The 22,894-nt window shown below is 62.6% G+C and carries 16 protein-coding genes and 6 pseudogenes; 9 read left to right on the top strand and 13 right to left on the bottom strand.

Annotated elements, in window-relative coordinates; all coding sequences use genetic code 11:
- Nucleotides 1–91 precede the first annotated feature (91 nt).
- The 5 genes from ACZY0R_RS41770 to ACZY0R_RS41750 form a co-directional block, all read right to left on the bottom strand.
- Nucleotides 92–1,780 (bottom strand): IS1634 family transposase, encoded by a 1,689-nt coding sequence (locus ACZY0R_RS41770; RefSeq protein WP_488867517.1) that lies wholly within the window; start codon nucleotides 1,778–1,780, stop codon nucleotides 92–94.
- Nucleotides 1,781–1,830: 50 nt separating this feature from the next.
- The gene (locus ACZY0R_RS41765) at nucleotides 1,831–2,019 is read right to left on the bottom strand and encodes a 3-hydroxyacyl-CoA dehydrogenase NAD-binding domain-containing protein (protein WP_488867515.1); all 189 of its coding nucleotides are present in this window, start codon (nucleotides 2,017–2,019) and stop codon (nucleotides 1,831–1,833) included.
- A 356-nt stretch (nucleotides 2,020–2,375) separates the two neighbouring features.
- The gene (locus ACZY0R_RS41760) at nucleotides 2,376–2,882 is read right to left on the bottom strand and encodes a 2,4'-dihydroxyacetophenone dioxygenase family protein (RefSeq protein ID WP_488867513.1); all 507 of its coding nucleotides are present in this window, start codon (nucleotides 2,880–2,882) and stop codon (nucleotides 2,376–2,378) included.
- Nucleotides 2,883–3,034: 152 nt separating this feature from the next.
- Complete coding sequence (locus ACZY0R_RS41755; protein ID WP_488867511.1) at nucleotides 3,035–3,673, bottom strand: hypothetical protein; 639 nt, start codon at nucleotides 3,671–3,673, stop codon at nucleotides 3,035–3,037.
- Between the two features lie 10 nt (nucleotides 3,674–3,683).
- Complete coding sequence (locus tag ACZY0R_RS41750) at nucleotides 3,684–3,830, bottom strand: hypothetical protein (protein WP_488867821.1); 147 nt, start codon at nucleotides 3,828–3,830, stop codon at nucleotides 3,684–3,686.
- 273 nt (nucleotides 3,831–4,103) lie between these two features.
- On the opposite strand from ACZY0R_RS41750, the pseudogene ACZY0R_RS41745 reads away from it, so the two are divergent.
- Nucleotides 4,104–5,125, top strand: a pseudogene (locus ACZY0R_RS41745) (IS110 family RNA-guided transposase).
- A gap of 415 nt (nucleotides 5,126–5,540) precedes the next feature.
- On the opposite strand, the gene ACZY0R_RS41740 reads toward ACZY0R_RS41745, so the two are convergent.
- From ACZY0R_RS41740 to ACZY0R_RS41725, 4 genes and pseudogenes are all read right to left on the bottom strand, one after another.
- The gene (locus ACZY0R_RS41740) at nucleotides 5,541–6,863 is read right to left on the bottom strand and encodes a cytochrome P450 (protein ID WP_488867509.1); all 1,323 of its coding nucleotides are present in this window, start codon (nucleotides 6,861–6,863) and stop codon (nucleotides 5,541–5,543) included.
- Between the two features lie 61 nt (nucleotides 6,864–6,924).
- Nucleotides 6,925–8,139 carry an 8-amino-7-oxononanoate synthase gene (gene bioF / locus ACZY0R_RS41735; RefSeq protein ID WP_488867507.1) on the bottom strand — a complete coding sequence of 405 codons (1,215 nt, stop codon included), beginning with the start codon at nucleotides 8,137–8,139 and terminating at the stop codon, nucleotides 6,925–6,927.
- A gap of 610 nt (nucleotides 8,140–8,749) precedes the next feature.
- Nucleotides 8,750–9,313 (bottom strand): annotated as a pseudogene (locus ACZY0R_RS41730) (type IV pili methyl-accepting chemotaxis transducer N-terminal domain-containing protein); the annotation flags it as partial.
- Between the two features lie 329 nt (nucleotides 9,314–9,642).
- A pseudogene (locus ACZY0R_RS41725) lies at nucleotides 9,643–9,765 on the bottom strand (IS110 family transposase); the annotation flags it as partial.
- A 426-nt stretch (nucleotides 9,766–10,191) separates the two neighbouring features.
- On the opposite strand from ACZY0R_RS41725, the gene ACZY0R_RS41720 reads away from it, so the two are divergent.
- From ACZY0R_RS41720 to ACZY0R_RS41690, 7 genes and pseudogenes are all read left to right on the top strand, one after another.
- Nucleotides 10,192–10,599, top strand: a complete 408-nt coding sequence (locus ACZY0R_RS41720) for a DUF6088 family protein (protein ID WP_267600524.1) — start codon at nucleotides 10,192–10,194, stop codon at nucleotides 10,597–10,599.
- On the top strand, nucleotides 10,596–11,192 hold the full coding sequence (locus tag ACZY0R_RS41715) for a nucleotidyl transferase AbiEii/AbiGii toxin family protein (RefSeq protein ID WP_488867504.1): 597 nt from the start codon (nucleotides 10,596–10,598) through the stop codon (nucleotides 11,190–11,192). The genes ACZY0R_RS41720 and ACZY0R_RS41715 overlap by 4 nt, the downstream gene beginning before the upstream one ends.
- Nucleotides 11,150–11,671 carry a nucleotidyl transferase AbiEii/AbiGii toxin family protein gene (locus ACZY0R_RS41710; RefSeq protein ID WP_488867502.1) on the top strand — a complete coding sequence of 174 codons (522 nt, stop codon included), beginning with the start codon at nucleotides 11,150–11,152 and terminating at the stop codon, nucleotides 11,669–11,671. Before ACZY0R_RS41715 ends, ACZY0R_RS41710 begins: the two co-directional genes overlap by 43 nt.
- Nucleotides 11,672–12,314: 643 nt before the next feature.
- On the top strand, nucleotides 12,315–12,515 hold the full coding sequence (locus ACZY0R_RS41705; RefSeq protein ID WP_045237738.1) for a hypothetical protein: 201 nt from the start codon (nucleotides 12,315–12,317) through the stop codon (nucleotides 12,513–12,515).
- A gap of 291 nt (nucleotides 12,516–12,806) precedes the next feature.
- Nucleotides 12,807–13,115: an EthD family reductase gene (locus ACZY0R_RS41700; RefSeq protein ID WP_488867500.1), complete on the top strand. Its 309-nt coding sequence runs from the start codon at nucleotides 12,807–12,809 to the stop codon at nucleotides 13,113–13,115.
- A 38-nt stretch (nucleotides 13,116–13,153) separates the two neighbouring features.
- Nucleotides 13,154–13,441, top strand: a pseudogene (locus tag ACZY0R_RS41695) (transposase domain-containing protein); the annotation flags it as partial.
- 109 nt (nucleotides 13,442–13,550) lie between these two features.
- On the top strand, nucleotides 13,551–15,239 hold the full coding sequence (locus tag ACZY0R_RS41690) for an IS1634 family transposase (protein ID WP_488856948.1): 1,689 nt from the start codon (nucleotides 13,551–13,553) through the stop codon (nucleotides 15,237–15,239).
- A gap of 581 nt (nucleotides 15,240–15,820) precedes the next feature.
- On the opposite strand, the gene ACZY0R_RS41685 is transcribed toward ACZY0R_RS41690, so the two are convergent.
- Together ACZY0R_RS41685 and ACZY0R_RS41680 are read right to left on the bottom strand one after the other, a co-directional pair.
- Nucleotides 15,821–17,530: a SulP family inorganic anion transporter gene (locus ACZY0R_RS41685; protein ID WP_488867498.1), complete on the bottom strand. Its 1,710-nt coding sequence runs from the start codon at nucleotides 17,528–17,530 to the stop codon at nucleotides 15,821–15,823.
- A gap of 316 nt (nucleotides 17,531–17,846) precedes the next feature.
- Nucleotides 17,847–19,257, bottom strand: a pseudogene (locus tag ACZY0R_RS41680) (DUF2252 domain-containing protein).
- A gap of 1,630 nt (nucleotides 19,258–20,887) precedes the next feature.
- On the opposite strand from ACZY0R_RS41680, the gene ACZY0R_RS41675 reads away from it, so the two are divergent.
- Complete coding sequence (locus ACZY0R_RS41675) at nucleotides 20,888–21,178, top strand: hypothetical protein (protein WP_488867496.1); 291 nt, start codon at nucleotides 20,888–20,890, stop codon at nucleotides 21,176–21,178.
- A 465-nt stretch (nucleotides 21,179–21,643) separates the two neighbouring features.
- On the opposite strand, the pseudogene ACZY0R_RS41670 reads toward ACZY0R_RS41675, so the two are convergent.
- Nucleotides 21,644–21,898 (bottom strand): annotated as a pseudogene (locus ACZY0R_RS41670) (ISKra4-like element ISBte1 family transposase); the annotation flags it as partial.
- A gap of 382 nt (nucleotides 21,899–22,280) precedes the next feature.
- On the bottom strand, nucleotides 22,281–22,889 hold the full coding sequence (locus ACZY0R_RS41665; protein WP_488867494.1) for a plasmid pRiA4b ORF-3 family protein: 609 nt from the start codon (nucleotides 22,887–22,889) through the stop codon (nucleotides 22,281–22,283).
- Between the last annotated feature and the right edge of the window lie 5 nt (nucleotides 22,890–22,894).

Raw genomic sequence — 22,894 nt, 5'->3', positions numbered from 1 at the left:
CAGCGTAGACGCGCCCTAGCGCTACTTTCGCAAAGCAAGGGGCCGGATCGACGGTTCTTGCCAGTCAATCGTGGCTGAACGGGCGCCCATGTCATACATGAAACAACGTTGGTCCCCACCGCTGCAGTTCGAAAACCTTCACGGCGCGGCGCTGCTCGGCCGTGAGCTCCGGCGCCAGCATTGCCGTTGGCCGTCGTCCCGCCGCCCCGGTCTTCGTCCTCACCAACGTCACCTTGATCTCGGCCAGTCCTTCCATCATGCGACGGGCCGAAGCGTCGGTCCGCAGGGCAATCTTCGCCAAGCTCACGAGCATCAGGCCGAGCACGGTCGCGAAGGTGTGCAGGCGCAACGATCCATCGGCCCACTGGTGTGACGGTCCCCAGGGAACCACGCCGCCTTTCTTGGCCCTGCGGAACAGCTCCTCGACGTTCCACTGTCCTCGGAAGGCGGAAACGATTCGCCCGGTGCTCCAGTTGTGCCGATCCGTACACAGCACCCGCCTGCCCAGCCGCGTTCTCTCCAGTTCGCGGCGCAACGTGGCATCGACGTGCCAATGCAAGGTCGGTACCGCTTCGCTGCCGGCGATGGTGGTCACGACGAAGCTCGACAGGTGTTCCCGAGCGAGCGCCTTCTTGACCCGCAGCTCCAGCCGGCTGCGCGTGATGCGGCCCTTTTGGACCAACTCCTCCAGCGTGCTCAGTTCCACCTTCGCCTTGCGCAGTGCCGTCGCGATCCCGCGTTTCTGGCCCGCCAGCAACTCCTGGCTCTCCACCACGACGAGCGTGCGATCCAACTCGCCGACCGTGGTCCGAACCCGCGCCGCCCGCACGTCGCTGAGCTTGCCCGACAGCGGCTTCATGGCACCGCGCTGCGCCGCCATCTGCAGCGCCTCCTCTGCGGCCTTGTGCCCCAGTGGCAACGAGATGAGGCTGTAGTAGCCGGCGGCATCGAGATCGAGTTCCAGTTGCGGGCTCCAAAACCCGCCGTCCCGTACCACCGTGCGCTGCGCCGGCCGCGCGCGGCCCTCACCGCTGTCGAGTGCCTCGTGCAACTGCGCCAACCCACCCAGGCACGCCGCGAGCACGGCCTGGTCCGAGCCGTTGCCGGGATACGTCCGATACAACAGCGGCACATGCCCGGTCTCGCTGACCAGGACGCCAAGCCCTACGACACGCAGGTCGCTTCTCTTGCTCTTGGCGTGGCCTCGCCGGGCCAGTTCGCCGGGCGTCTGCGTGTCGATGTGGGTATCGAAGTTCGTCGTATCGAACGCGAGCACGTCGGCGGACAGCTCGAAGCGGGCCACCGCGGCCTTCGCGATGGCCACCTGAGCCTGCTCCAACTGCTCATCGGTCACCTGCTGCGCGACGCGATGAAAGGCCTGACCGGTGAACGCGGACCCCGGCAAACACGACAGCCGCGGCAAACTCGCGTCCAGAAAATCACCCAGCTCGCACTTGGGTCCCGGCGCACACGCACGCTGAATCGCCACAGCCACCGCCAACTCACCCACCGACGGGCCATCCTTGGCGCCAACCCCTGCGCACGCGCGATCAATCTGCCCGACCAAGTCCAGCTGCTCGGCCACCCAGATCAAGGCTCCGACGTCGCCGACCCCGCGCGTGCCCACCGTCTGGGTCGCGCTCAGATCCGCCACTCGCGGCGGCTCGGCCGGTCCCAGCACGACCTGGCGTGCGACGGAACGGCCCCGCTCGGCGTCCCACACCGACTGCGCGGCAATACGGTAGCGATGGCCGTTGACTTCTCGTTCGAAGATGTGCATGTTCTTTCATGTAGCATCTCAGAGCCAAAGAATCAAGCGAAATCCAGTATCTACGCGGCATTCCGACTCGGTGCCGCCGCGGAACAACACCGAGCTTGCGAAGGTAGGGCTAGCGCATCAAAACGGGCGTTCGCGCGATCCAGGCAGGCGGTATCGACGTCGTAGGCTACGACGTCGACACCGGAAAACGCGCACTGAAAGGCGATCTGCGCGCCCAGCACGCCGGTGCCAGCCACCATGACGCGTGCGATCGGTTGATTGTCGTTTAGGGAATGAGAAGGCATGAGTGACGGGTGCGGTGCGTATCGTATATCGGATGGGTCGGACCGTTTGCCGGTACGAGGATTCACGCCAACGGTGATGCGGCCAGAATCTTGCGCCAGCAGTCGGCGAATTCCGGCCACCCTCCGGCCACCCATGCGGCAGGAGGACGTAGCTCCCCTGCTCCGCGACCCCGCGGCTGGAGCTGTGTGGGTATGTGGCCCACAGGCGAGCGTCAGCGCCTCCAGGGATGGAAGCGGTGCGCAGGGTGCAAGGTGGGTCATCGGCGTGACCTCCGTGAGCCAGATGCCTGGCTCACGTCCGTTGCCGTCGCTTAGCGTCCGCCCTGGCAGCCGATCAGGTCGATCTCGGGCAACTCATTGGCTTTGCAGTAGTCCTGGTAGCGGCTCAAAGCCGTCCGCCACGTCTCGACGAACGTGACCTTGCCGTTTTCGTCGAGGAAGTGGAGCTCACCGGTCGACACCACGAGCGCCATACCATTGTCGTCGTCGGAGAGATTCGTAAACGAGTGTGACGACTCCGACGGCTCAAAAACAAAATCGCCGGCTTGCGCGATCCAATCGTGCTGGTCGTATTTCCATCGACCGCTGAGTGTGTAGACCATCACCGTGCCCGTATGGCGATGAATATGCGCGCCTTCGCCTTTGGCAGCCTTTATGAGCAATACCACTTCGCCCGTGACCGGGTTGATTTTGAAGTACTTGAGTAGAATTTTGTCGTTAATAGGGGCGAAGGGAATCCACGGGGTGGCGTTTCCGCCGATATGGACCGTGTCGATCGCGGAAACATCGTTGAGGGCTTGCGTAGCTTCTGTGTTCATGGAATGCGTCTCCGATTGAGTTGAGGGCTGGGCGTGCGCAGCGAACCGTGCGCAATCTCCAGTCCCTATTCAATCGCAAGTCACCCGTGGGAACTTGACCTGTGACGCCCTAATTTGTACTTTACGCGCCAAGTGTGTTTTGTAAGCTGATCTCATTCAGGACAAGGCTGACCCGCGGCACCCCACATCGCCACGTCCTTCACATGCGACTCGAATGTGCCAGGCGGTGTGCTGCGCCCCCCACCCGGATTCCAGCTCCAGGGGATAAAGCCATGCATAAAGGCATCGTGACGCAGATGCTCCGCCAACCCCGCTGCATCCCGACCACCATTGCGCTTGGGGTCGCGCAACTGCTGACAGATCTCCGCGCCGCTCTTACCGAACCACTGGAATTGCACAGAGGCCAATTGCCAGGCAATGCCGACATGTGGTGGCGCATGCGGTACATCATTCGGCGCGGTCGAGGTCACATGGCAAGTTGTGCACGTTTGTCCCGGGATACCCGCGCGACCGAAACCGGCATTGATGTTCATACCGTGCAGTCGGGTCCTGCTCTCCCCGACAACATTCCACCTCGGAACATTGTCTGCACCAACGTGGCAATTGGCACAGCGCGGATGGGTGACAACGGCCTGGATGCGCTGCCAAGCCTTCAGGCCATCGTCCTTGCTGACGCTGCCCGGAGGCGGCATGTCGCTGGCGGTCTTCTGGTGGTCGGTGGCTGAGATCGCGAACGGGGCGGCAATGGCCACGGCGGCGGCAACCAGGCATCTCAACAGAATGCGTTTCACGTTTGCCCCCTCAAACGAATTCGACGAACTTGTTGAACGGCATTTCGCGCAGGCGCTTGCCCGTGGCAGCGAAAATCGCATTGGCTAGCGCCGGCGCGGCTGGGGGCACAGGCGGCTCGCCAATCCCCCGTATCGGGCCGGCTTCGATTCCGCGCACTTCTATCCTGGGGTGATCGTCCTTTTGCTGCAAATTGATACGGTCGCGCTCCCAAACCCTTTGTGAATTAACGAGTTACGAAAGAGGCGACGTTTCGATAAAAGCAAAATCGGAAAGCCTTGCTGCGAGCGGCTTTCCGGGCGGTCACCGTATCATTCTGCGGCGATAGTACGAATTGAAATGAACGCGTCCCACCTGTGAGCGGCGGCCAACGGTATCGAAGTGGCCAAGTGGGAAGATGTACACCTTTCCCGACAATCGGAGGATCCGGAAATGAATTGTACGGCCGTGGTTGTGGATATCGCGAAGACGGTGTTTCAGGTGCACTACATCGACTAGGCGACGGGCGAGATCGTGAACAAGCAGATCAAGCGGGCCAAATTTCTTGAGCACTTTGCGAATCGTGCTCCCTGTCTGATTGGAATGGAGGCATGCGGCGGTGCGCATCATTGGGCAAGGCAGCTGACGAAGATGGGCCACCAGGTGAGGCTGATGCCAGCACAGTTCGTGAAGGCATTCAACATCCGCAATAAGAATGATGCGGCCGATGCCCGGGCGATCTGGCTGGCGGTCCAGCAACCAAGTAAGGCGGTTGCGGTGAAGACCGAGATGCAGCAGGCCATGCTGGCACTGCACCGTATGCGAGAGCAATTGGTGAAGTTCCGCACCATGCAGATCAACGCATTGCGCGGCCTGCTGACAGAGTACGGCGAAGTGATGGGCAAAGGCCGGACAGCCTTGGATAAGACGATACCGGAAGTACTCGCGCGGGTTGCGGAGCGCTTGCCAGCAGCGCTGATCGACACACCGCGCGAGCAGTGGAACGGGCTCGCAAGGCTGGACGAGCAGATCGCCGACATCGAGCGGCGGATGCGCGACTGGATCAAGGAGGACAAGGCCGTGAAGGCGATCAGCGAGATCCCTGGCGTAGGACTGCTGACGGCAACAGCAACGGTCGCGATGAGGGGCGATGCGAAGACATTCCGGTCAGGTCGGGAGTTTGCCGCGTGGGCCGGCCTTGTGCCGAAGCAGACCGGATCAGGCGGTAAGGTGAACCTGCACGGGATCAGCAAGAGAGGAGATACGTATCTGCGCTCGCTCTTGATCCACGGTGCGCGCAAAGCGTCGTGACGCGTGGGAAGGATCCCGGTCCCTGGGTGGAGCAAATGAAAAAGCGGCGGCCTCCGAATGTGGTGGTCGTTGCGCTGGCCAACAAAATGGCGCGCATGATATGGGCGGTACTGGCCCATGACCGGCCATACCAGAAGGATTACGTGAGCGTGAAGCCGGTTTGAACGGTGAGCACCACGTTGGAGATTAACGTCTTTGCAGGGTGAAACGTCGAAGGTTGCGTTGGTAATCGAGTGTGATGACAAGTCAGGTAGGACCGGGACCTGCTAAGCCTGCGGGGTAATACGAGCCTTGAGCTCGCAGTACGAATGAGGCGCGGGTCAGCGTATTTCATAGGGGCCAGCAGCGGTGTTACCGGCTGCAAGAAGGCCGGATATAGAGCTGCAGCCCATCCTGTCAGTGTCTGAACAAGCGAAAACCTGGCGCAAACGGGACGCGTTCATATAGATTACCCCGGCATGGTCGCGCCGAGGATTTCCGCCAGCGCGTGTGTGCCGCGATCACACAGTATCGGCAAGTTGCAAAAGACGTGCGAATTAAGCTGGATTAGACTCCCCCTATCTACCACTCTGGACCGTTTCAGCTCACGCCCATTGTGTGCGTCAAGGGCCGGCAGCGTACCTGCAGACTAGCCAGTCCCCGATAGACGGGGTTCCCGTTCCAATGCGGCCTGGCATCCAGGGTCTCTAGCCCGGGCCAGCGGGCCGACAGCGCCCGAAACGCAATCTCCGCCTCCATCAACGTCAGCGCGGCGCCAATGCAAAAATGCGGGCCATGCCCGAACGACAAGTGCGAGCCCTCCCGCCGGGTGATCTCTAGGCTGTCCGGGTTGTTGTAGCGCGCCGGATCGCGATTGGCAGCGCCGATCAGGGGAACCACCAACTCCCCGCGCCGCAGCCGGCGCCCATGCAGGACCACGTCCGTGGTGACCCGCCGCCCTGTGTATTGGACCGGACTCTCGTAGCGCAACAACTCGCGCAAGGCGTTCGGCAGCAACTCGGGGGCCCGCTGCAGGCGCCGCCATTGGTCCGGATGGCTCAGCAAAGCATACAGTCCATTGCCGAGCAGATTGCGCGTCGTCTCATGTCCCGCGAACAGCAGCATGGCGCATTGCGCCAATAGTTCGGCCCCGGACTCCACCTCGCCGCCGGCCTCGGCTCGCAGCAGGTGTCCGATCAGATCGTCGCCTGCTGCGTCCGGCACCTTTGCCCCTTGCGCCCGGCGTCGCTCGAGCGTTGCCTCGAAGGCGGCACACATCTTGAGTAAGCTAACCTGCGCTCGTCGTTTTAGCGCCGGATCAGGGTCCAGTGCGCCGATGAAGGCGGCCAGATCCTCGGACCAGGCCAGGAATTCGGGCTGGTCGTCCGCGTCCATGCCGAGCAGGCGTGCAATCACCATTGCCGGGAGCGGTCTGGCAATCCTCTCCATGAAATCAAACTGCCCCGCTTCGTCAATGCCATTCATCAATCCGGCCACCATGTGCTCGATCGCGCCTGCGCTGGCGCGTAGGGCTGACGGCCGGAAGCCGGCACTGAGCACATGCCTCAGCCGCGTGTGATCCGGTGCGTCGAGGAACAGCATCGCCCGGCTGAACAGGCGCTGGAAGGGACAGAGCGCCTGGCGCGATTCCTCGCTGCCACGCATCACCCAGCCACCCGTGCGCCGCGCCGAGTAGAGGGGGTCGCGCAGCACGGCCTCGACGTCCTCGTGCCTGGTCAGCAACCAGGCACCGCCAAAGAACTCCTCGCTCCAATGGATGGGGCCAGCCTCGCGTAGCTCACGGTAGAGAGGATAGGGATCGTGCAGAAATGCGGCGTTAACGAATGGGCGACAGGGAACTGGCTTCTCGATCACCGCTTCCGCATGCTCCACGGCCTCCGTGCTTAGCATTGTCGTACTCATTCTGATGGTCCTTGGGAGCGCATTCCGAGCCTGGCGAGTGTGGCGAAGTGGGCTGGCGCGCTCATGCCGCCTCCCGCTGCGCCGGCACGGCAGACAGGCTGTTCAGCAAGCGCGCTATGTCGCCCGCGGTGTGCGCTGCTGAGAGCGCGATACGCAGGCGCGCCGTGCCTTCGGGCACCGTTGGCGGCCGGATGGCCGTGACGCGGATGCCATCGGCTTCCAGCGCGGCGGATAGTGCCATGGCAGCGGCATTGCCTCCCACGATCAGTGGCTGGATGGGCGTGCGGCTATCGACCAGCCGCCAGCCCGCCTCCGCATGGCAAGCCTGTAGTGTTTCCAGGCCTGCTCGCAGCTGTCCGATAAGTTGTGCCACATGGGCGCGGCGCCGGCGCCCCTCCTCGCCCGCGATCAGCGCCAGGCTGGCCAGCAGCGCATGCGCCGCGGCCGGCGGCGCGGCCGTAGTGTAGATATAGGGCCGCGCCACGTTGACCAAATGCTCCACGATGGTTGCGTGCGCCGCCACGAAGGCGCCCGCTACGCCGGCGGCCTTGCCCAGCGTGCCGATGTAGATGAAGCGTTCGGAGGCCAGTCCCAGATGCTCCAGCACGCCGCGACCGCTCTCCCCCAGCACGCCAAAGCCGTGGGCGTCGTCGACCACGATCCAGGCATCGTGGCATTCGGCTAATGCCAGCAATTCGACCAGCGGGGCAAGGTCGCCATCCATGCTGAATACGCTGTCGGTTACGATCAGCTTGAGGGGGCTGTCGCTACCGGCCAGCAGTCTCGCCAGTGCAGTGGTGTTGCCGTGTGGGTAGCGTTTTACATGGGCGCGTGCCAGAAGCGCCCCGTCGATCAGCGAGGCATGGTTGAGCTTGTCGCAGAACAGGGTAGCGCCGGCCGTGCCCAACGCGCTCAGCACCGCCATGTTTGCCATGTAGCCGCTACAGAAATAGAGCGCCTGCGCCTTGGGGATATGTGAATCCAGCCACCGCGCCAGCTCGTTCTCCAGATGGTCGTGGGCCAGAGAGTGCCCGTTAACCACGTGGGACGCACCGCTGCCCGCGCCATAGCGATAAGCGCCCTCGGCAAAGGCGGAGATAACCGTGGGATGGTTGGCCAGCCCAAGGTAGTCGTTGCTGCAAAAACTCAACAGTGCGCGCGGCTCGCCGCATTCATTGCTGACAGCCTGATGTGGCGCGCAGGCTGTCCGTGTGACGCGCCGCCTGCGCGTCATGGCGCGTTCGGCGGCGGCCTGGGTGAGTCGGTCAAGCAGCATGGCAGCATTGGCGGACGATTGGGGAAATGCATCTTAGATGCGGATCCGCGCTAATGGCAAACTGGGCTGTCGGCCAATTTTGCGAACATGTTGTACGAAGAAGCCAGCCAAATTGCGTAAAGTGTCGCTCTTTGTGCTGAATGACACCCATCAGCGTGTACGCTCTAGAAGCGGCACTACCCTCGCTTCGCCAAAACACGGAATCCGCATCCAATGCCAGGGAGGCAACCCGCCCCCTTTTTAGCGTGTATCCGAAACGCGCATAGCGCCGCCTCGCGAGACGAATAAGGTTCAAGTGAAGAGCGCGCTGGCGGCCCTGTGGCGCCAGCAGCCGACCTTTGCGTGGAAATCGTGGAGGACACCAGCGCCCGCCTGCCCGACTTGCTGGACGAGGATCGCATCGATGTGGCGATGTCGCAGCAACGTGAGCCGGCGGCGAGACGTGGCCTTGATGCCAGCATTGGCGAGTTCGCGCTCCAGCGCCAGGCACATCCTCGGCCACGGTGCGTTCGTGATCGATCCCGCGCAGCGCGCGCCGCTCAGTGGCGCTGGCCGCTCCTGCGCCAATGCGACCTGCTCGCGGGTGCGTTCCAAGTCCGTCGAGAATTGGGTACTCTCCCGCCCGTGCCGCCGAGATGCGCGCATTCATTGCGACGATGTTCGCCTGCATCGAAATACCGCTGAGGCGCTCGACGAGGTCGGTGTGGCGTTTGCGCACAGCGACCTCGCAACGGCGCATCTCCTCCTGGTAGGCCTGCGTGACGGTCTGCAGCATTTCAAGTATTGGCGTGGCCTGCGCCACCAGCACGTCGAGGGATGGCGCTCGCCGGCTGGTGTCGGCGAGTGGTGCGTCTATCGCTGTTTTGACCTGGGCGATGAATTCACGGACACGCGCGTCAGCGCGCGGACTACCAAAGTACAGTTGCTGCAAAGCGCCGGAGAATGCGCCGGGCAAACGCTCATTGCCCGTCACGAGATCCGAATGCGCCGACTCGAACATTGACAGGCACTTGCGTGCGATATCGAGCGCGGCAGTGTCCCCCCGCGAAGCGAGCAATATCTGGAGGACGATCCGTTGCGACAGCATGCGCTGCCTTCCGGAAAGGTTGATCAATCCGCCGATGGTTTCGGCGGACACTTCGGCCTCGGGTGACTGAGTAGAGAAAGCGTTCATGCCATGCCTTGCAGGTAGTGTCGACGCAGACGCGCACCGCGCTGACCGGCAAAGAAAAAGCGCCCCGAAGCGAGATGCCTGCAAACCGGTTGTTCGGTTCGTGATCATTTCGCTTCGGGGCGCCGTTGCCCGGGATGCTCCTTTTTGGAGCGTGTCATCGCGACTTGCCAGATTGTTTCAAGGCCGCCGTTGGCCTGTGTGTCGCCTACGCAATATCTATGCCATAGCTCACGGAAGTTGCATCAGGCTGAGGGCGCAGGAAAATGGCACGGCGGGACCGACCCGCGCACCGATCCCGTGCCAGATGCCTCATCACGACGCGTGCGTTGGAGCATGGCCAACTGATCACGGGTAACTCTCGGCTTGACGAGAAGTGCTTTGCCTGCCGCATCGACCCCATGAACGGCAAACACGTCTTTGGCCAGATCAATACCCACGGTAACAATGGACATGGGGCCTCCCCTCCTGTGGTCGTGATGGCGTTCGCGGGTGCGCTCCAGCTCCGCCGAGAATTGGGTACGCAGCTCCTGCAACTGCCGCTCGAGCGCCTAGACTTGGCGCTTGCCCTCCTCGTGACGCGCCTGCGCGGCCGCGTGGGCCCTGGCGCTCGGTCTCCAACTCTCCCTGTAGAAGACCGCGCCGCAATCGTTGCCCTGGTGCCCGAGCAGGTCGATTCCCTGGTGAAAAATGCCGCATGCATCACTCTCTCGGAGGTGGCGCGACGCGCCGGCCGCCGAAACCGCCGAGCTGCTCGAACGCCTGGCAGCAGGATGGGGTCAAATGGGTAGGATCCTCGCCAAATCCGTCACAATCCATTGACAGGAAAGGGTTTTCAGCGCAAAAATAAGACTCAAATGTCGTATTTTTGGAGACTCATCATGCTCAAAATGAGCATTCAGGATCGCATCGAGTCGAGCCTGGCTCGCTCGGGCGATGAGGTGTTCGTCCGCAAGGAGTTCAACAAGTTCGGCGGCTACGACCAGGTGAGCCGCGCGCTGCGCACGCTGCTGGCCAAGGGGCTGCTCGTCAAGGCCGGCTATGGGGTGTATGTGAAGGCCCGCAAGTCGAGCCTCTCCGGCAATCTCGTGCCCGTCTTGCCTCTGAGCGAGATTGGCCGCAAGGCCCTCGCCAAGCTCGGCGTCGAGGTTGAGCTCGGGTCGGCCGCGAAGGCCTACATGGAAGGCAGGACCACCCAGATGCCCATGTCGACCGTGGTCAAGGTAGGCCGCTCGCGCGTGTCACGCAAGATCGGCGTCGGCAAGCAGACGCTGCAATACGAACGATGAAGCGCCTTCCCCAGGCGGCGATTGACCGCATCGTCGATTTCTCCGCCGAAGCGGCGGTCTCGCTCCCGCCCTACGCGCTGGAGAAGGACCATCATGTGGTCGACGCGATGCGGATCATCGCGCAGATGCCTCCGAATGAGTTCTTCCGCCCGGTGTTCTGCGGCGGCACGTGCCTGTCGAAAGCTTACGGCGTGTTGGAGCGCATGTCCGAGGACGTCGACTTCAAGATCGCGCCCACGCCCGCGGCGAAGAATCTGAGCCGGACGCGCCTGCGCGAAGAGCTGGGCGCCTACGGCCGCGCCATTGAGGCCGCCCTGGTGGACGGCGGGTTCGGCGAGGGCGCCATCGAACGCAACGCCCGCGACTCCAACAGCTACATCTCGCTGCAGGTCGCATACGAGTCGGCGTTCGACAAGCCGCACGCCCTTCGCAGCCACCTGCTCATTGAGCTCACGCACACCAAGCTCGCCGGCGACACGCAGCGCATGCCCGTGGGGCTCCTGATGGACAAGCTCGCCACCGGCGCCTACCCCGACCCGCTGCTGATCGAATGCGTCTCGCCGAGAAGCTCGTCTCTTTCCCCCGGCGCCTAGCGTTGCAGCTGAGCCGGCATCCGGATCCCCGCGTTGCCCTCAGGCCAGAAAATCGCTGGGACAGCGCCTTGGTCCGCCACCTCTATGACGTCGAGCAGCTGATCGCTGCTCGCCCCGAGCTGGCGGCCGACGCGGAGGCTCTCGCAAAGCTGGTTCAATCGGCGATCGCCAAGGACCGCGCCGACTTCGCCAACCAACACCCGCAGTTCGTGGCCGACCCCGGCGGCGAACTGCGCCGCGCGCTGGAGTTCGCCAAAGCGAGCGAGGAGTTGGCCGACCAATACGCACGCTTCGTCGGCGACATGGTCTACGCCGACCCCGCCCGCGTCCCGGCCTACACGCAAGCCCTTGGGGCATTCAAAGCGACCCTCGCCAGGACTCTGGATCTGGTAGCGCCAGCGGCCGCAACGACGCCAGAGTCCGAGCCAGTGCCCAAGAAGCCCCCGCGCGCGGCCCAGAGGGCTGAGGGAAAGCCTTGAAGGCACGTTCGCTCCTGCCGCTAGGGCTGCTGAGATGTCTCTTAGCGGGTTTCAGCTCCGCCTCAAGAGGGATCCGGACGCTAAGGCGGCAATGGCTCACGGCTTGGCGCGGCATTGCGGGGCGCGATCGCAAGAAAGAGGGCTTTAGCGCGACATAGCAGCAGGGGATGTCATCCGGGTACTGGGCGGGCTAGATTGCCTCGATAAATCAACGGGTTGCCAGGGATGTGGCGGATTTTGCGAATCCCGGCCGACCCTCGATTTGGCGCGGTCTGTAGGCATCGAGGGTGTGCGCCGTCATGCAGATAAAGCCGACATGAACAGCGCAGGCCAAGCGGTAAAGGTGGCTGCGCCGGGCGTCGATCAGGACTCGCTCCTTGGCGATGGGAGATGGGCAGCCGATTCAGATTGATACCGTGCTCGCGTCAACCACCTTTTCGATACTCTGGCGCTGCTTCACTTTGCGGCATTGCCGCATATATCTGACTTGATGCCGGCGATAAAGAAGTCTATTGTGGCCGTTCGGTGCACGCTCCCAGCTCCTCGCACCGATGACCCACTGCCGTCGCCACCGTCCACTGTGGAATCGAGCTCGGGGCAGCAGTCGTAGTTCTTTTTTCCAACCACGACAAAGGAGGGCGACATGCTAAGCCCGCATGAAATCGCCGCGCTACTGCTGCTTGGCGACACGCAGGAGATCGACGACCTCGAGCCCGAGCAATTGGACACCTTGTTGGTTCACAAGCTGGTCACGTTGGAGCATGGTCATGATAGCGGCGATGCCTACCCCCGCCTGACAAGTCAGGGGCATTCCATGCTCGAAGCCGTGCGCCGCATTCGTTAAGAGTCAGTCAGCTTGTGCCGAAGGCCAAACGGAGTGCTCTCGGCACAGCGGCCGTAATATTTGTAGCTGGTTGTCCATCGAGGAATGGCGGGGGGGGGCGTGACTCTGTAGCGTTCCACAGCGCGCGCCCCTCTTGACCCACGCCGGAACCCGCTGCGAGCCACAGTTTTGTACCGTTATGCATCAAGCGCACCGGAGGTACGTGTCCTGACAGAAATGGGGTTCACGCGCTATAGGAAAGCTACACTAGCAAGCTCAGGCTCTATCTAACTCACGTTTGGAGAAACCGCGATGGCAAAGCTAGTGGTGTTATACAAGAAGCCTGCGGACACGGCCGCGTTCGATTCATATTACTCCTCGACCCATGTTCCGATCGCCAAGAAGATCGCCGGCCTGCGACGCTACGAGGTCAGCAGCGGCCCGGTTACAAGCCCGGCCGGCGACTCGCCATTTCACCTGGTTGCGGTGCTGAGCTTCGATTCGCTGGCGGCGCTCCAGCAGGCAATGGCTTCGCCTGAGGGCGCCGCCGCAGCAGCTGACGTGGCCAATTTTGCCCAGGCCGGTGTTGACATGCTCATATTCGACACGAAGGAAGTTTAGGCCGGCAGTTCACGGCCCATTTTCTGCGCGAAGGGGATATGCTGACGCGTTATCTTGAGGACGGGGACGTGCCCGTGGACAACAACTGGGTCGAGAATCAGATCCGCCCGTGGGCGATAGGCAGGGCGAACTGGCTGTTCGCCGGCTCCTTGCGTGCCGGACAGCGTGCCGCGGCAATCATGAGTTTGATTCGGTCAGTGCAGCTCAATGGTCACGATCCGTACGCCTATCTGAAAGACGTGATCACACGGTTACCAACCCACCGCGCCAGCAGCATCGCCGAATTGCTACCACATCGCTGGAAGCCGGCTACCAGCGTCACCTAGCCCTACCTTCGCAAGCTCGGTGTTGTTCCGCGGCGGCACCGAGTCGGAATGCCGCGTAGATACTGGATTTCGCTTGATTCTTTGGCTCTGAGATGCTACATGAAAGAACATGCACATCTTCGAACGAGAAGTCAACGGCCATCGCTACCGTATTGCCGCGCAGTCGGTGTGGGACGCCGAGCGGGGCCGTTCCGTCGCACGCCAGGTCGTGCTGGGACCGGCCGAGCCGCCGCGAGTGGCGGATCTGAGCGCGACCCAGACGGTGGGCACGCGCGGGGTCGGCGACGTCGGAGCCTTGATCTGGGTGGCCGAGCAGCTGGACTTGGTCGGGCAGATTGATCGCGCGTGCGCAGGGGTTGGCGCCAAGGATGGCCCGTCGGTGGGTGAGTTGGCGGTGGCTGTGGCGATTCAGCGTGCGTGTGCGCCGGGACCCAAGTGCGAGCTGGGTGATTTTCTGGACGCGAGTTTGCCGCGGCTGTCGTGTTTGCCGGGGTCCGCGTTCACCGGTCAGGCCTTTCATCGCGTCGCGCAGCAGGTGACCGATGAGCAGTTGGAGCAGGCTCAGGTGGCCATCGCGAAGGCCGCGGTGGCCCGCTTCGAGCTGTCCGCCGACGTGCTCGCGTTCGATACGACGAACTTCGATACCCACATCGACACGCAGACGCCCGGCGAACTGGCCCGGCGAGGCCACGCCAAGAGCAAGAGAAGTGACCTGCGTGTCGTAGGGCTTGGCGTCCTGGTCAGCGAGACCGGGCATGTGCCGCTGTTGTATCGGACGTATCCCGGCAACGGCTCGGACCAGGCCGTGCTCGCGGCGTGCCTGGGTGGGTTGGCGCAGTTGCACGAGGCACTCGACAGCGGTGAGGGCCGCGCGCGGCCGGCGCAGCGCACGGTGGTACGGGACGGCGGGTTTTGGAGCCCGCAACTGGAACTCGATCTCGATGCCGCCGGCTACTACAGCCTCATCTCGTTGCCACTGGGGCACAAGGCCGCAGAGGAGGCGCTGCAGATGGCGGCGCAGCGCGGTGCCATGAAGCCGCTGTCGGGCAAGCTCAGCGACGTGCGGGCGGCGCGGGTTCGGACCACCGTCGGCGAGTTGGACCGCACGCTCGTCGTGGTGGAGAGCCAGGAGTTGCTGGCGGGCCAGAAACGCGGGATCGCGACGGCACTGCGCAAGGCGAAGGTGGAACTGAGCACGCTGGAGGAGTTGGTCCAAAAGGGCCGCATCACGCGCAGCCGGCTGGAGCTGCGGGTCAAGAAGGCGCTCGCTCGGGAACACCTATCGAGCTTCGTCGTGACCACCATCGCCGGCAGCGAAGCGGTACCGACCTTGCATTGGCACGTCGATGCCACGTTGCGCCGCGAACTGGAGAGAACACGGCTGGGCAGGCGGGTGCTGTGTACGGATCGGCACAACTGGAGCACCGGGCGAATCGTTTCCGCCTTCCGAGGACAGTGGAACGTCGAGGAGCTGTTCCGCAGGGCCAAGAAAGGCGGCGTGGTTCCCTGGGGACCGTCACACCAGTGGGCCGATGGATCGTTGCGTCTGCACACCTTCGCGACCGTGCTCGGCCTGATGCTCGTGAGCTTGGCGAAGATTGCCCTGCGGACCGACGCTTCGGCCCGTCGCATGATGGAAGGACTGGCCGAGATCAAGGTGACGTTGGTGAGGACGAAGACCGGGGCAGCGGGACGACGGCCAACGGCAATGCTGGCGCCGAAGCTCACGGCCGAGCAGCGCCGCGCCGTGAAGGTTTTCGAACTGCAGCGGTGGGGACCAACGTTATTTCATGTATGACCTGGGCGCCCGTTCAGCCACGATTGACGGGCAAGAACCGTCGATCCGGCCCCTTGCTTTGCGAAAGTAGCGCTAGCCGCTGCGATCGTCACAGTCAAGACGGGTTCGCTGGCCGCTTACCTTCGGCGTGCCGCTCGAGTAGTTGCTGCCGTAGCCTGGTGCTTGCAGCCATCGAACTTATGCGGCTATAGCATTCGCACGCGTAAGCAAACGTCTCGCGCCTGAAGTAGTCGACGTTAAGCAGGTACTCCTGGCGACGGCTCTCGCCCAGCCCAATGGTGGTTCGTTTGCAGTTGTGCAAGACATGGGCTGCCTCGTGGACGACGAAGTCCGCAAACGGGTCGGTTTCGTCGAAGTAGGACATCGCTGGACAATGCCAGCATGATTTGCAGCATCGAGGGGCTGTTTACGGTCAGTTCGTCGTCCGCGCCGCGGGCCAGGGAATACGTGAGCGTGAATTTTTGCGGTGCCGCAGGTTTCCGGACGACCAGGCCAGCGAGGCCGCTAGTGCTGCATTCTTTCAAACAGGCATGACGGCTCCAGACGGTGTCGTAGCTAACCGGTGATCGAGGGCGGCAGCCTTATGGCGCGCCGACATGCGTCGGCGATGCCTGATACCTGACGACTGCCTGCTCCAGGTCGAGAAACATCCGTTCCCGCCCCAGTGCCTCGCCCAGCGGCGATCGCTGGACCAGGGTCAGCACGCCGGGGTTCATACCGACGAGCCACAGCATTCCACCGCTTTCGCGGTATGTCTTTTCGGCCTCCGTCAGCATCTTGAGTGCCGTGTACTCAAGGTCGAACACAGCGCCAAGATCCAGCGCGATAACGCGCGCATCGGCATCAGCCATAAGCGGACGCATCTTTTGCGCGATGCGCCCGGCATTGGCGAAGAAGATACGGCCCTCCGGGCGCAATAACAGCAAGCCGGGAAAGCTCTCGTCTTCCGGATGCTCAGGACCCACCGGCCGGAACAAATGCGTGCCCGGCTTGCGCCTGAGCACATGGACCGGCGGATCCGATACCTGGTGCGCCAGCGCCAAAAGCGAGACTACGATGGCCACCACAATGCCCTGCAGCGTGCCGAGGAGCACGACGCCGACCATCGCCGTCACCGCCCAGATAAACTCCGTGCGGCGTACCTGGCGGATCGCGCGAAACTCGACTGGATCGATCAGTCCGACCGAGTACACAATGACCACGGCAGCCAGCGTGGCGTGCGGCATCTTTGCGATAAACGGTCCGAGCAGCAACATTGTGCCCAGCGCCAGCGCCGCGGTAACCAGTGCAGCCAGCTGTGTGCATGCACCGGCCAGCCGGTTCACCGCGGTCTGCGACGTCCCGCCACCCGCCGGCATGGCGCCCAGCAGGGCTCCCCCAATATTTGCGGCGCCGATCGCCAGCAATTCCCGGTTTGCCACGGGTGCAGGTTCCCCCCTCCTGGCAAACGCACGGCCCGCCGCGATGGACTCGGTAAAGCTCATCAACGCAATGCCAACGGCAGGCGACCAGAGTTCCGCAATCAACGAAAAATCCGGCAGGACAGGCGTCGGCAGGCCCGTTGGCACATGGCCGACGGTCTCCACGCCGTGAGCCTGCAAGCCGAGCAAGCTCACGGCGGCGATCCCGGCTGCCACCGCGATCAGCGGTGCGGGCGCCTTGGGCGAGACATGCTCCATGGCCAGCAGCATGCCAATGGTGATGACGCCGACAGCCAGCGTGGTGAGCGATACATGCGGCAGCCCGGTGACGATGGCCAGCAAATTGTGGAAGAACGAACCCTTGGCAAAGTGTATGCCCAGCAGCTTCGGCACCTGATCGAGCACGATCACGATGGCGATCCCGGCCTTGAACCCGGTCAGGACAGGGTCCGAGATGAAGTTGGCAACGAAGCCAAGCCGCAGCAGCGAAGCCAGCACAAGGATGGCGCCGACGAGCAGGGTAAGCGTCGCCGAGGCCGCCAGCAGGCTGGCCGGATCCCCGCCCGGCGCCACCCGACCCAGCGCCGCCGCACCGAGAATGGCTAGCGTTGCCGTAGTACTGACGCTAAGCGGGCGCGACGTTCCGAGGATGGCATAGATCACCATCGGCAGGAACGCCGTATAGAGCCCGACCTGGATCGGCAAGCCCGCCACAGTTGCATAGGCCAGCGCCTTCGGAATGACAACGGCACCGGCTGTGAGCCCGGCGACGACATCCGGCTTGAACCAGTCCTTCTGGTACGCACGAATCCACTCTGGCACAGCGAGGTGAAAGTGGCCGTCTGCTGATCCTGACGATTCCTGGTTCATGGGATTGCTCCTCCTGTCATAACAACGTGCGCCCGCCAAGCCTGCTAGCGGGGGCATTCAGCAGATGCAGGTAGCGCCCGAGAACTGTGGCGCGCCAGCCTACTTCTTGGCGGACGACCCCAGGGATATGGCGACGGCCTCGGTGTAAACAGCCGCCACCTGGTCGCCCTTCTTGATGCTCTTCAACTGCTCCGCGTCCTCGATCGTCAGGTCCAGCATGTTGCCCTGGCCCTTTCAATGCGATCATGGTCTTGGCGTTGACCGCGACGACATCGGCCATACAGCAAGCGCGTGGAGCTTTCAGCAGCGTCCTTGCCTAATCCTCGACCTCCGCCTTGACTCGCCCTTCCCTGATCGCACTGATGAACGCCCGATAGTCTCTTCGGTTTTGGGAACTGTATTCCGTCGCAAACTCGCCGATCGCTTGGTCGAATATCTGCCCGGAACCCATATAACCGGCGATCATCGCCGCATCGCCGGAGCGGGCATGCGCGCGAGCCAGGGCCTGCGCACACATCCGCGCATATTGCCGCAACATCCCCATATCCCAGTCCTCGATGATCACGGACATCTTCATGTCGCGAAGCTGACGGATATAGAAGTCGCGACCGTCCTTCCCACGGGTCCATCCGAGGAACATGTCGCTAGCCGCCTGCATGAGGTGATGACCGGCGATGACACGCTGGCCATGATTGAGATACAGGCTCTTCCCTGCGTACGGCTCGAGCACTGAGGCCCGCGCTTCCTTCACTTGCAGGAACAGCGGGTCATTGTCCGACGCCATGAATAGGCCCACGCAGCACATCGTGCCGACGCTGCCCACGCCGACGACCTTGATGGCCAAATCGATGAAGTGGTAGCGTCCGGACGTGCTCAGGCAAGGTCTCCCGATACGAGGCAATGGCTTCGGTGTACTCCGGCTCAAGACCGCTAGCAAGTGCCGCCGTAGGATGGAGAATCAGGGGCGGCTCGTCTTTGATCCTTGGCTTGCCCCCTTCCTGCGAGACTAGCTTCGGATACAGGTAATCAGGCGCCGTCTTGCGCCTTGTTACTTCGATCCGTTCCGTTAGCAGCTTGCGCGCCTCTGCCACGATAACCGGATCGCCCGCTCGATCTTGATACGCCTGGAGGTCTATCCTGTCGTACCAGACATCGATCCCCCGCATCCATGCGTAATCGACCATCCGTTCGCGGTATTCGCGGACGAGATCCGTGGCCACGCGGGCCACCTCACTGTGGGGAAACTCCAGATGTTGCGCCGCGATCACCACGCTCGCCGCAAGCCGCTTCAGGTCCCATTCAAAAGGGGCCGGCAGCGTCTCGTCGAGATCGTTGATGTCGAAGATCACATTGCGCTCCGGCGTCGCGAAGCCGCCGAAGTTCATCAGATGCGCGTCGCCGCATGCCTGCACCCGGATTCCGCTCGTGGGCGTTGTCGCGAGGTCGGCGGCCATCAGTGCGGCCGCACCGCGATAGAACGCGAACGGCGACGCGGACATGCGCCCAAAACGGATCGGAATCAGATCCGGGATACGACCTTCATTGGATTCGTTCAGGAGTTCGACCGGGTCACGACGACGCTTGGGTGGGCCCCACCCCTCCTGTGCCTCACGCGACACTTTTTTGCGTAGCGCCCGCCCTTTGGCGGCACGGTCATCGGGCAACACGTAAGGCATCTCGGCCCGCGGCACGGCGCTCGCGCTCTTTCGCTTATCGGCCTTGGACATGCCCATTCCCCTGTTCAGTCGGTGCTACCGCCCCGCATTCGACTGGCTATCTCGGCGGTATGTGACGCAACGGCGCATGGATCCATTGCGAAGCAGCGGGATCTGAGGCCTGAGCCATCGCAACGAATTCACTTGCAACCTGTACGCCAAGTCGCCGTCGCAGGTGACCTACCTAACGGTAATTTCAGCACTGCGCGGCCATGTCCCAATGCCCCGTGGAGCCTACTATCGACTATATCGATGCACTCGGGACGCTAGTTGATCTGAAACAAGTCTGCGACGCTACAAACGCTACCAATGAGCCGACGCCCAACACCATGCATGCGGAAGAAAAACTGGACCGGACGGCGGTATGGATTGCAAGGATCTGTCGGTCGGAGCACCGTCGCTGATTACTCCCTCATCCCGCTGCTTTACATGGTCCAGGAGATCACTGTTGGCGGCCCTAGCGGACGCCCGAGTTGTCTGCTCGTTTTCTCTTCCGCATACATGAATGAGCGTCGGCGCACGGGTAGCGCTCCACGCTTCGTAAACTTGCGCTTGATCAACTAGCATGCTGATTGCATCCCTATAGTGGACAGAAGGCTCCACGCGGCATTAGAAATTCGGTCGCGCAGTGCCGCACTGGCCGTCAGGCAGGTTGCGGTGTTGCCAGGTAGCGTACAAGTTGTAAATATGCTCGTTGCAATGACTCAGGCCTCGGATCGCGCCGCCCCACAATGGGTCCATGGGCTTCTTGGCAGGTAAATGGCCAACCCAATGCAAGGCGAAATTATGAGCAAATTGTTCCCAGTAACAGTGCCATTGGAAAACGTTGCCGGCAACCAACTAGATGCCGCCGCCGTGAATCCAGCGCCTGACACCAAAGCTGGCTTCCACACGACCACTTAGAAGAGCGCCGACATCTTGGGGGCACTGAGAAAACGTCTGCCTCGGGTCTGAGGCTGAACATTATCAATCGAGGGCGAGCGTTGGGCGCCTGGGCGCGGCATTCTGTGAATTGGAGGCGAAGCCATGAGAGGGGCACGATTCGTTGGTCGGCTCGGTGCCACTACCAGGAATTCTCACCGGCGCCACGACGACCGACATGTATCCCGAAATGAAGGTACACCTCTGCAGCCTCCAGGCTGAGTTGGGCAGACGGATCCTAGGAATGCGATTGCATCCAGCCCACGCTCTGCTACCGCATAGCTGTGGGCAATCTGCTCCGACGCGCCATCGGGGCAACGCGCGTGCGCAGCCATTCGCGGAGGGCCCGCCTTCCTCCAATTGTATGCGGACCCGCGTGAGGCCGGCACGACTAGCGGCTATAGCGAAAGGCGCTGGCATCCGGACCAGCCTCGCCGATCTTCGCTTTCCTAGCTGTTCAGCGACGATTCGGCGCAGGCCGCAAAGCAGCACATAGCGAGGATGCTACTTCCGGTAAGTAAAGCCTGTCGACTGGGTGAGCAGGACGATCCGCTCAATGATAAGGCTGTGATGGCACCCCCGCGAATGTCGCGAACAAGGGGGCGCGTCAGTCCAAGGCAATGGCTGGTTGCACCGGCACGTTACGAATCGTTACGCTCTGAGCCAGACGGGAGGGTGTCAATTTGCTACCCTGGGAGCCTCAAGTTCCCGCGCATCTGCCATGTTCCTCCGCCCCTTCCTGCCCCTTGCCTCACTGTCAGTGTTGCTTGCTGCCGCGCCCCTTGCTCATGCCGATTCCTGGAAAGACGGCGATGGCGGCAAGTACAAGCACGGTGATTACAGGGAGAAGTATTGGGATGGTCCTTGCAAGGTCGAGCGCAAGTGGAAGGAGAACGGCGAATACAAAGAGAAGCGCAAATGCAAGGATGGCTATGCCGTTGCGCCACCTCCCGCTTTCTACCAGCCTCAGCCAGCGGTGGTGATTAGCCCGCAGGTGGTGATACGGCCATAGCCCACGCTTACGCGGGCCCGGGCTTGAACTTCGTGCGCGCCGCGGACCTCCTGACCACCTGCCCGCTCGCTAACGCCTGCTCCGACGACGCCAACTACCGGCCTGAACGTGTCGCGCTTCGCGTGCAGCCGCGCCCGGTTATCCCCGCTGGCCACAGCGGTGCCTTGCGCCCTCGCCTGCCGGCCACCAATTCGATGCGCAAATCCGACACCGCCTCCTCGCCCTACTGGCGCAGCGCGCGCCGCGCGGTGGTGGCGGCCCGCTCGCGGCTGGGTTCCAGCTCAATCGAGAATTGGGTACGCTGCACGCCCAGTTGTCGCATGAGCGACTCATCCTACCCGCGGCGTGGCCCTGGTGTGGCGCAGCAAGGAGAGCCGGACGCGGAGCCGCACCTGCCTGCATTCCTTGAGTTTGGTTTGCTCCGCCGTCGTCTCTTGCTGGAGACCGCGCCAAACCGGGGGCTGACTAAGCGGCAAGGCGATGGTTTTCTTCTCCGGCGATGGAGGGATACCATCGTTCAACGTAAGACCGGAGCTGGTCATTGAGCACGGCCGTCCGGATTTGCAGCAGGTTGTGCGCGTGCTGAGGCCGCCAGGCCATCTGCTGCCGTTTGACGAACCGCTTGCTGACCACTTGGTTGACGGCTGACTCGACAAAACCCGATGCAATGGGCTCCCCATGCCGATAGCGGTCACCGTAGTTCACGATGAAGTGCCGGTTGGCGACCGGACTGAAGGTGGGGGCGTCGCCCTGGCATTGCCGACAGGGATACAGCCTGGGACTGTCAATCGACAGTCGCCCGATCGCGCTACGGAAGACCAAGTGATGGTGGCCCTTGCAAGCCAACTGCGCACCGCACGTGGGACAAACGCTGGTCCGGGCAACTGCCTCGGCAACCTGTGCCGCGACCATCGTGCGCTGCAGCCGACCCAGCAATGATTTCGCCTCCTCCAGATGCAGGCCCAGCGAGCCCACATCAAGGCTGTCTCTCGAACTGGGCAATTTCGGTGACGGTGGCTGGCACCCCTCCCTCGTCCTGCACTACGAGTTGCAAGCTGATACGCATGGCCGCCCTCCTCCCTTGGAAGCTGCGGCGACCAGTCTACCCCTCGAGGTGTCGCAACCGATCATTGACGATCTGACGGTCAAAGCGACGATCCAGCCAAGTCAGCCATCGGTCGACCTCATCGCGTAAGTCTTCCAGCACGATTGGACCCTCGCGCAGCGACTCGAGCCATTCGAGGAACTCGTACTCACTGCGTTCGTCCCTGGCCTCCAGATACCTCTCGATCCCGCCAACGTCCTCTGGCGGGCAAGGCCCGCTACCCGCCACGCAATGTGGCAGCCGGCCAGGATGTTGCCGCAGCATACGCCGCTCCACCCGTATCTCGTGGCGCCACCACGCGTTGAAGTCATACACATAGACGAAGCCTTCGTGTTCGCGGAGACGAAACGCGGTCAGCGGCAGTTCGTTTGCCACTGTGGAGAACTGCAAGACATCCTCATGAGCTTCGCCGTAATGCCTGCCACGAATGCTGAACTGGTGCAGATGTTCGTCCGCCCAGCCCATGACTACCTGGATGACATTGTGCAATTGTGGGAGCGTCAAATGCTCGGGAACGAGGACGCGTCGCCAAACCGGCGGGCTCAGGCCGCGCAGAGCAATTCGAAGTTGAAGGATGGAGGTCGCCGCCCCAGGATCGGAAGCCATGCGCG

The organism is Cupriavidus sp. F041 (assembly GCF_057814235.1).
Note: the sequence above shows the minus strand (reverse complement) of the source record. Positions and strands in the feature narration are given on the sequence as shown.

Excerpts from the sequence above, each read along its gene's own strand:
- ACZY0R_RS41770 (WP_488867517.1), bottom strand. The coding sequence starts at position 1,780 with ATGCACATCTTCGAACGAGAAGTCAACGGCCATCGCTACCGTATTGCC.
- ACZY0R_RS41765 (WP_488867515.1), bottom strand. The coding sequence starts at position 2,019 with ATGGTGGCTGGCACCGGCGTGCTGGGCGCGCAGATCGCCTTTCAGTGC.
- ACZY0R_RS41760 (WP_488867513.1), bottom strand. The coding sequence starts at position 2,882 with ATGAACACAGAAGCTACGCAAGCCCTCAACGATGTTTCCGCGATCGAC.
- ACZY0R_RS41740 (WP_488867509.1), bottom strand. The coding sequence starts at position 6,863 with ATGAGTACGACAATGCTAAGCACGGAGGCCGTGGAGCATGCGGAAGCG.
- bioF (WP_488867507.1), bottom strand. The coding sequence starts at position 8,139 with ATGCTGCTTGACCGACTCACCCAGGCCGCCGCCGAACGCGCCATGACG.
- ACZY0R_RS41720 (WP_267600524.1), top strand. The coding sequence starts at position 10,192 with ATGCTCAAAATGAGCATTCAGGATCGCATCGAGTCGAGCCTGGCTCGC.
- ACZY0R_RS41715 (WP_488867504.1), top strand. The coding sequence starts at position 10,596 with ATGAAGCGCCTTCCCCAGGCGGCGATTGACCGCATCGTCGATTTCTCC.
- ACZY0R_RS41710 (WP_488867502.1), top strand. The coding sequence starts at position 11,150 with ATGCGTCTCGCCGAGAAGCTCGTCTCTTTCCCCCGGCGCCTAGCGTTG.
- ACZY0R_RS41705 (WP_045237738.1), top strand. The coding sequence starts at position 12,315 with ATGCTAAGCCCGCATGAAATCGCCGCGCTACTGCTGCTTGGCGACACG.
- ACZY0R_RS41700 (WP_488867500.1), top strand. The coding sequence starts at position 12,807 with ATGGCAAAGCTAGTGGTGTTATACAAGAAGCCTGCGGACACGGCCGCG.
- ACZY0R_RS41690 (WP_488856948.1), top strand. The coding sequence starts at position 13,551 with ATGCACATCTTCGAACGAGAAGTCAACGGCCATCGCTACCGTATTGCC.
- ACZY0R_RS41685 (WP_488867498.1), bottom strand. The coding sequence starts at position 17,530 with ATGAACCAGGAATCGTCAGGATCAGCAGACGGCCACTTTCACCTCGCT.
- ACZY0R_RS41675 (WP_488867496.1), top strand. The coding sequence starts at position 20,888 with ATGTTCCTCCGCCCCTTCCTGCCCCTTGCCTCACTGTCAGTGTTGCTT.
- ACZY0R_RS41665 (WP_488867494.1), bottom strand. The coding sequence starts at position 22,889 with ATGGCTTCCGATCCTGGGGCGGCGACCTCCATCCTTCAACTTCGAATT.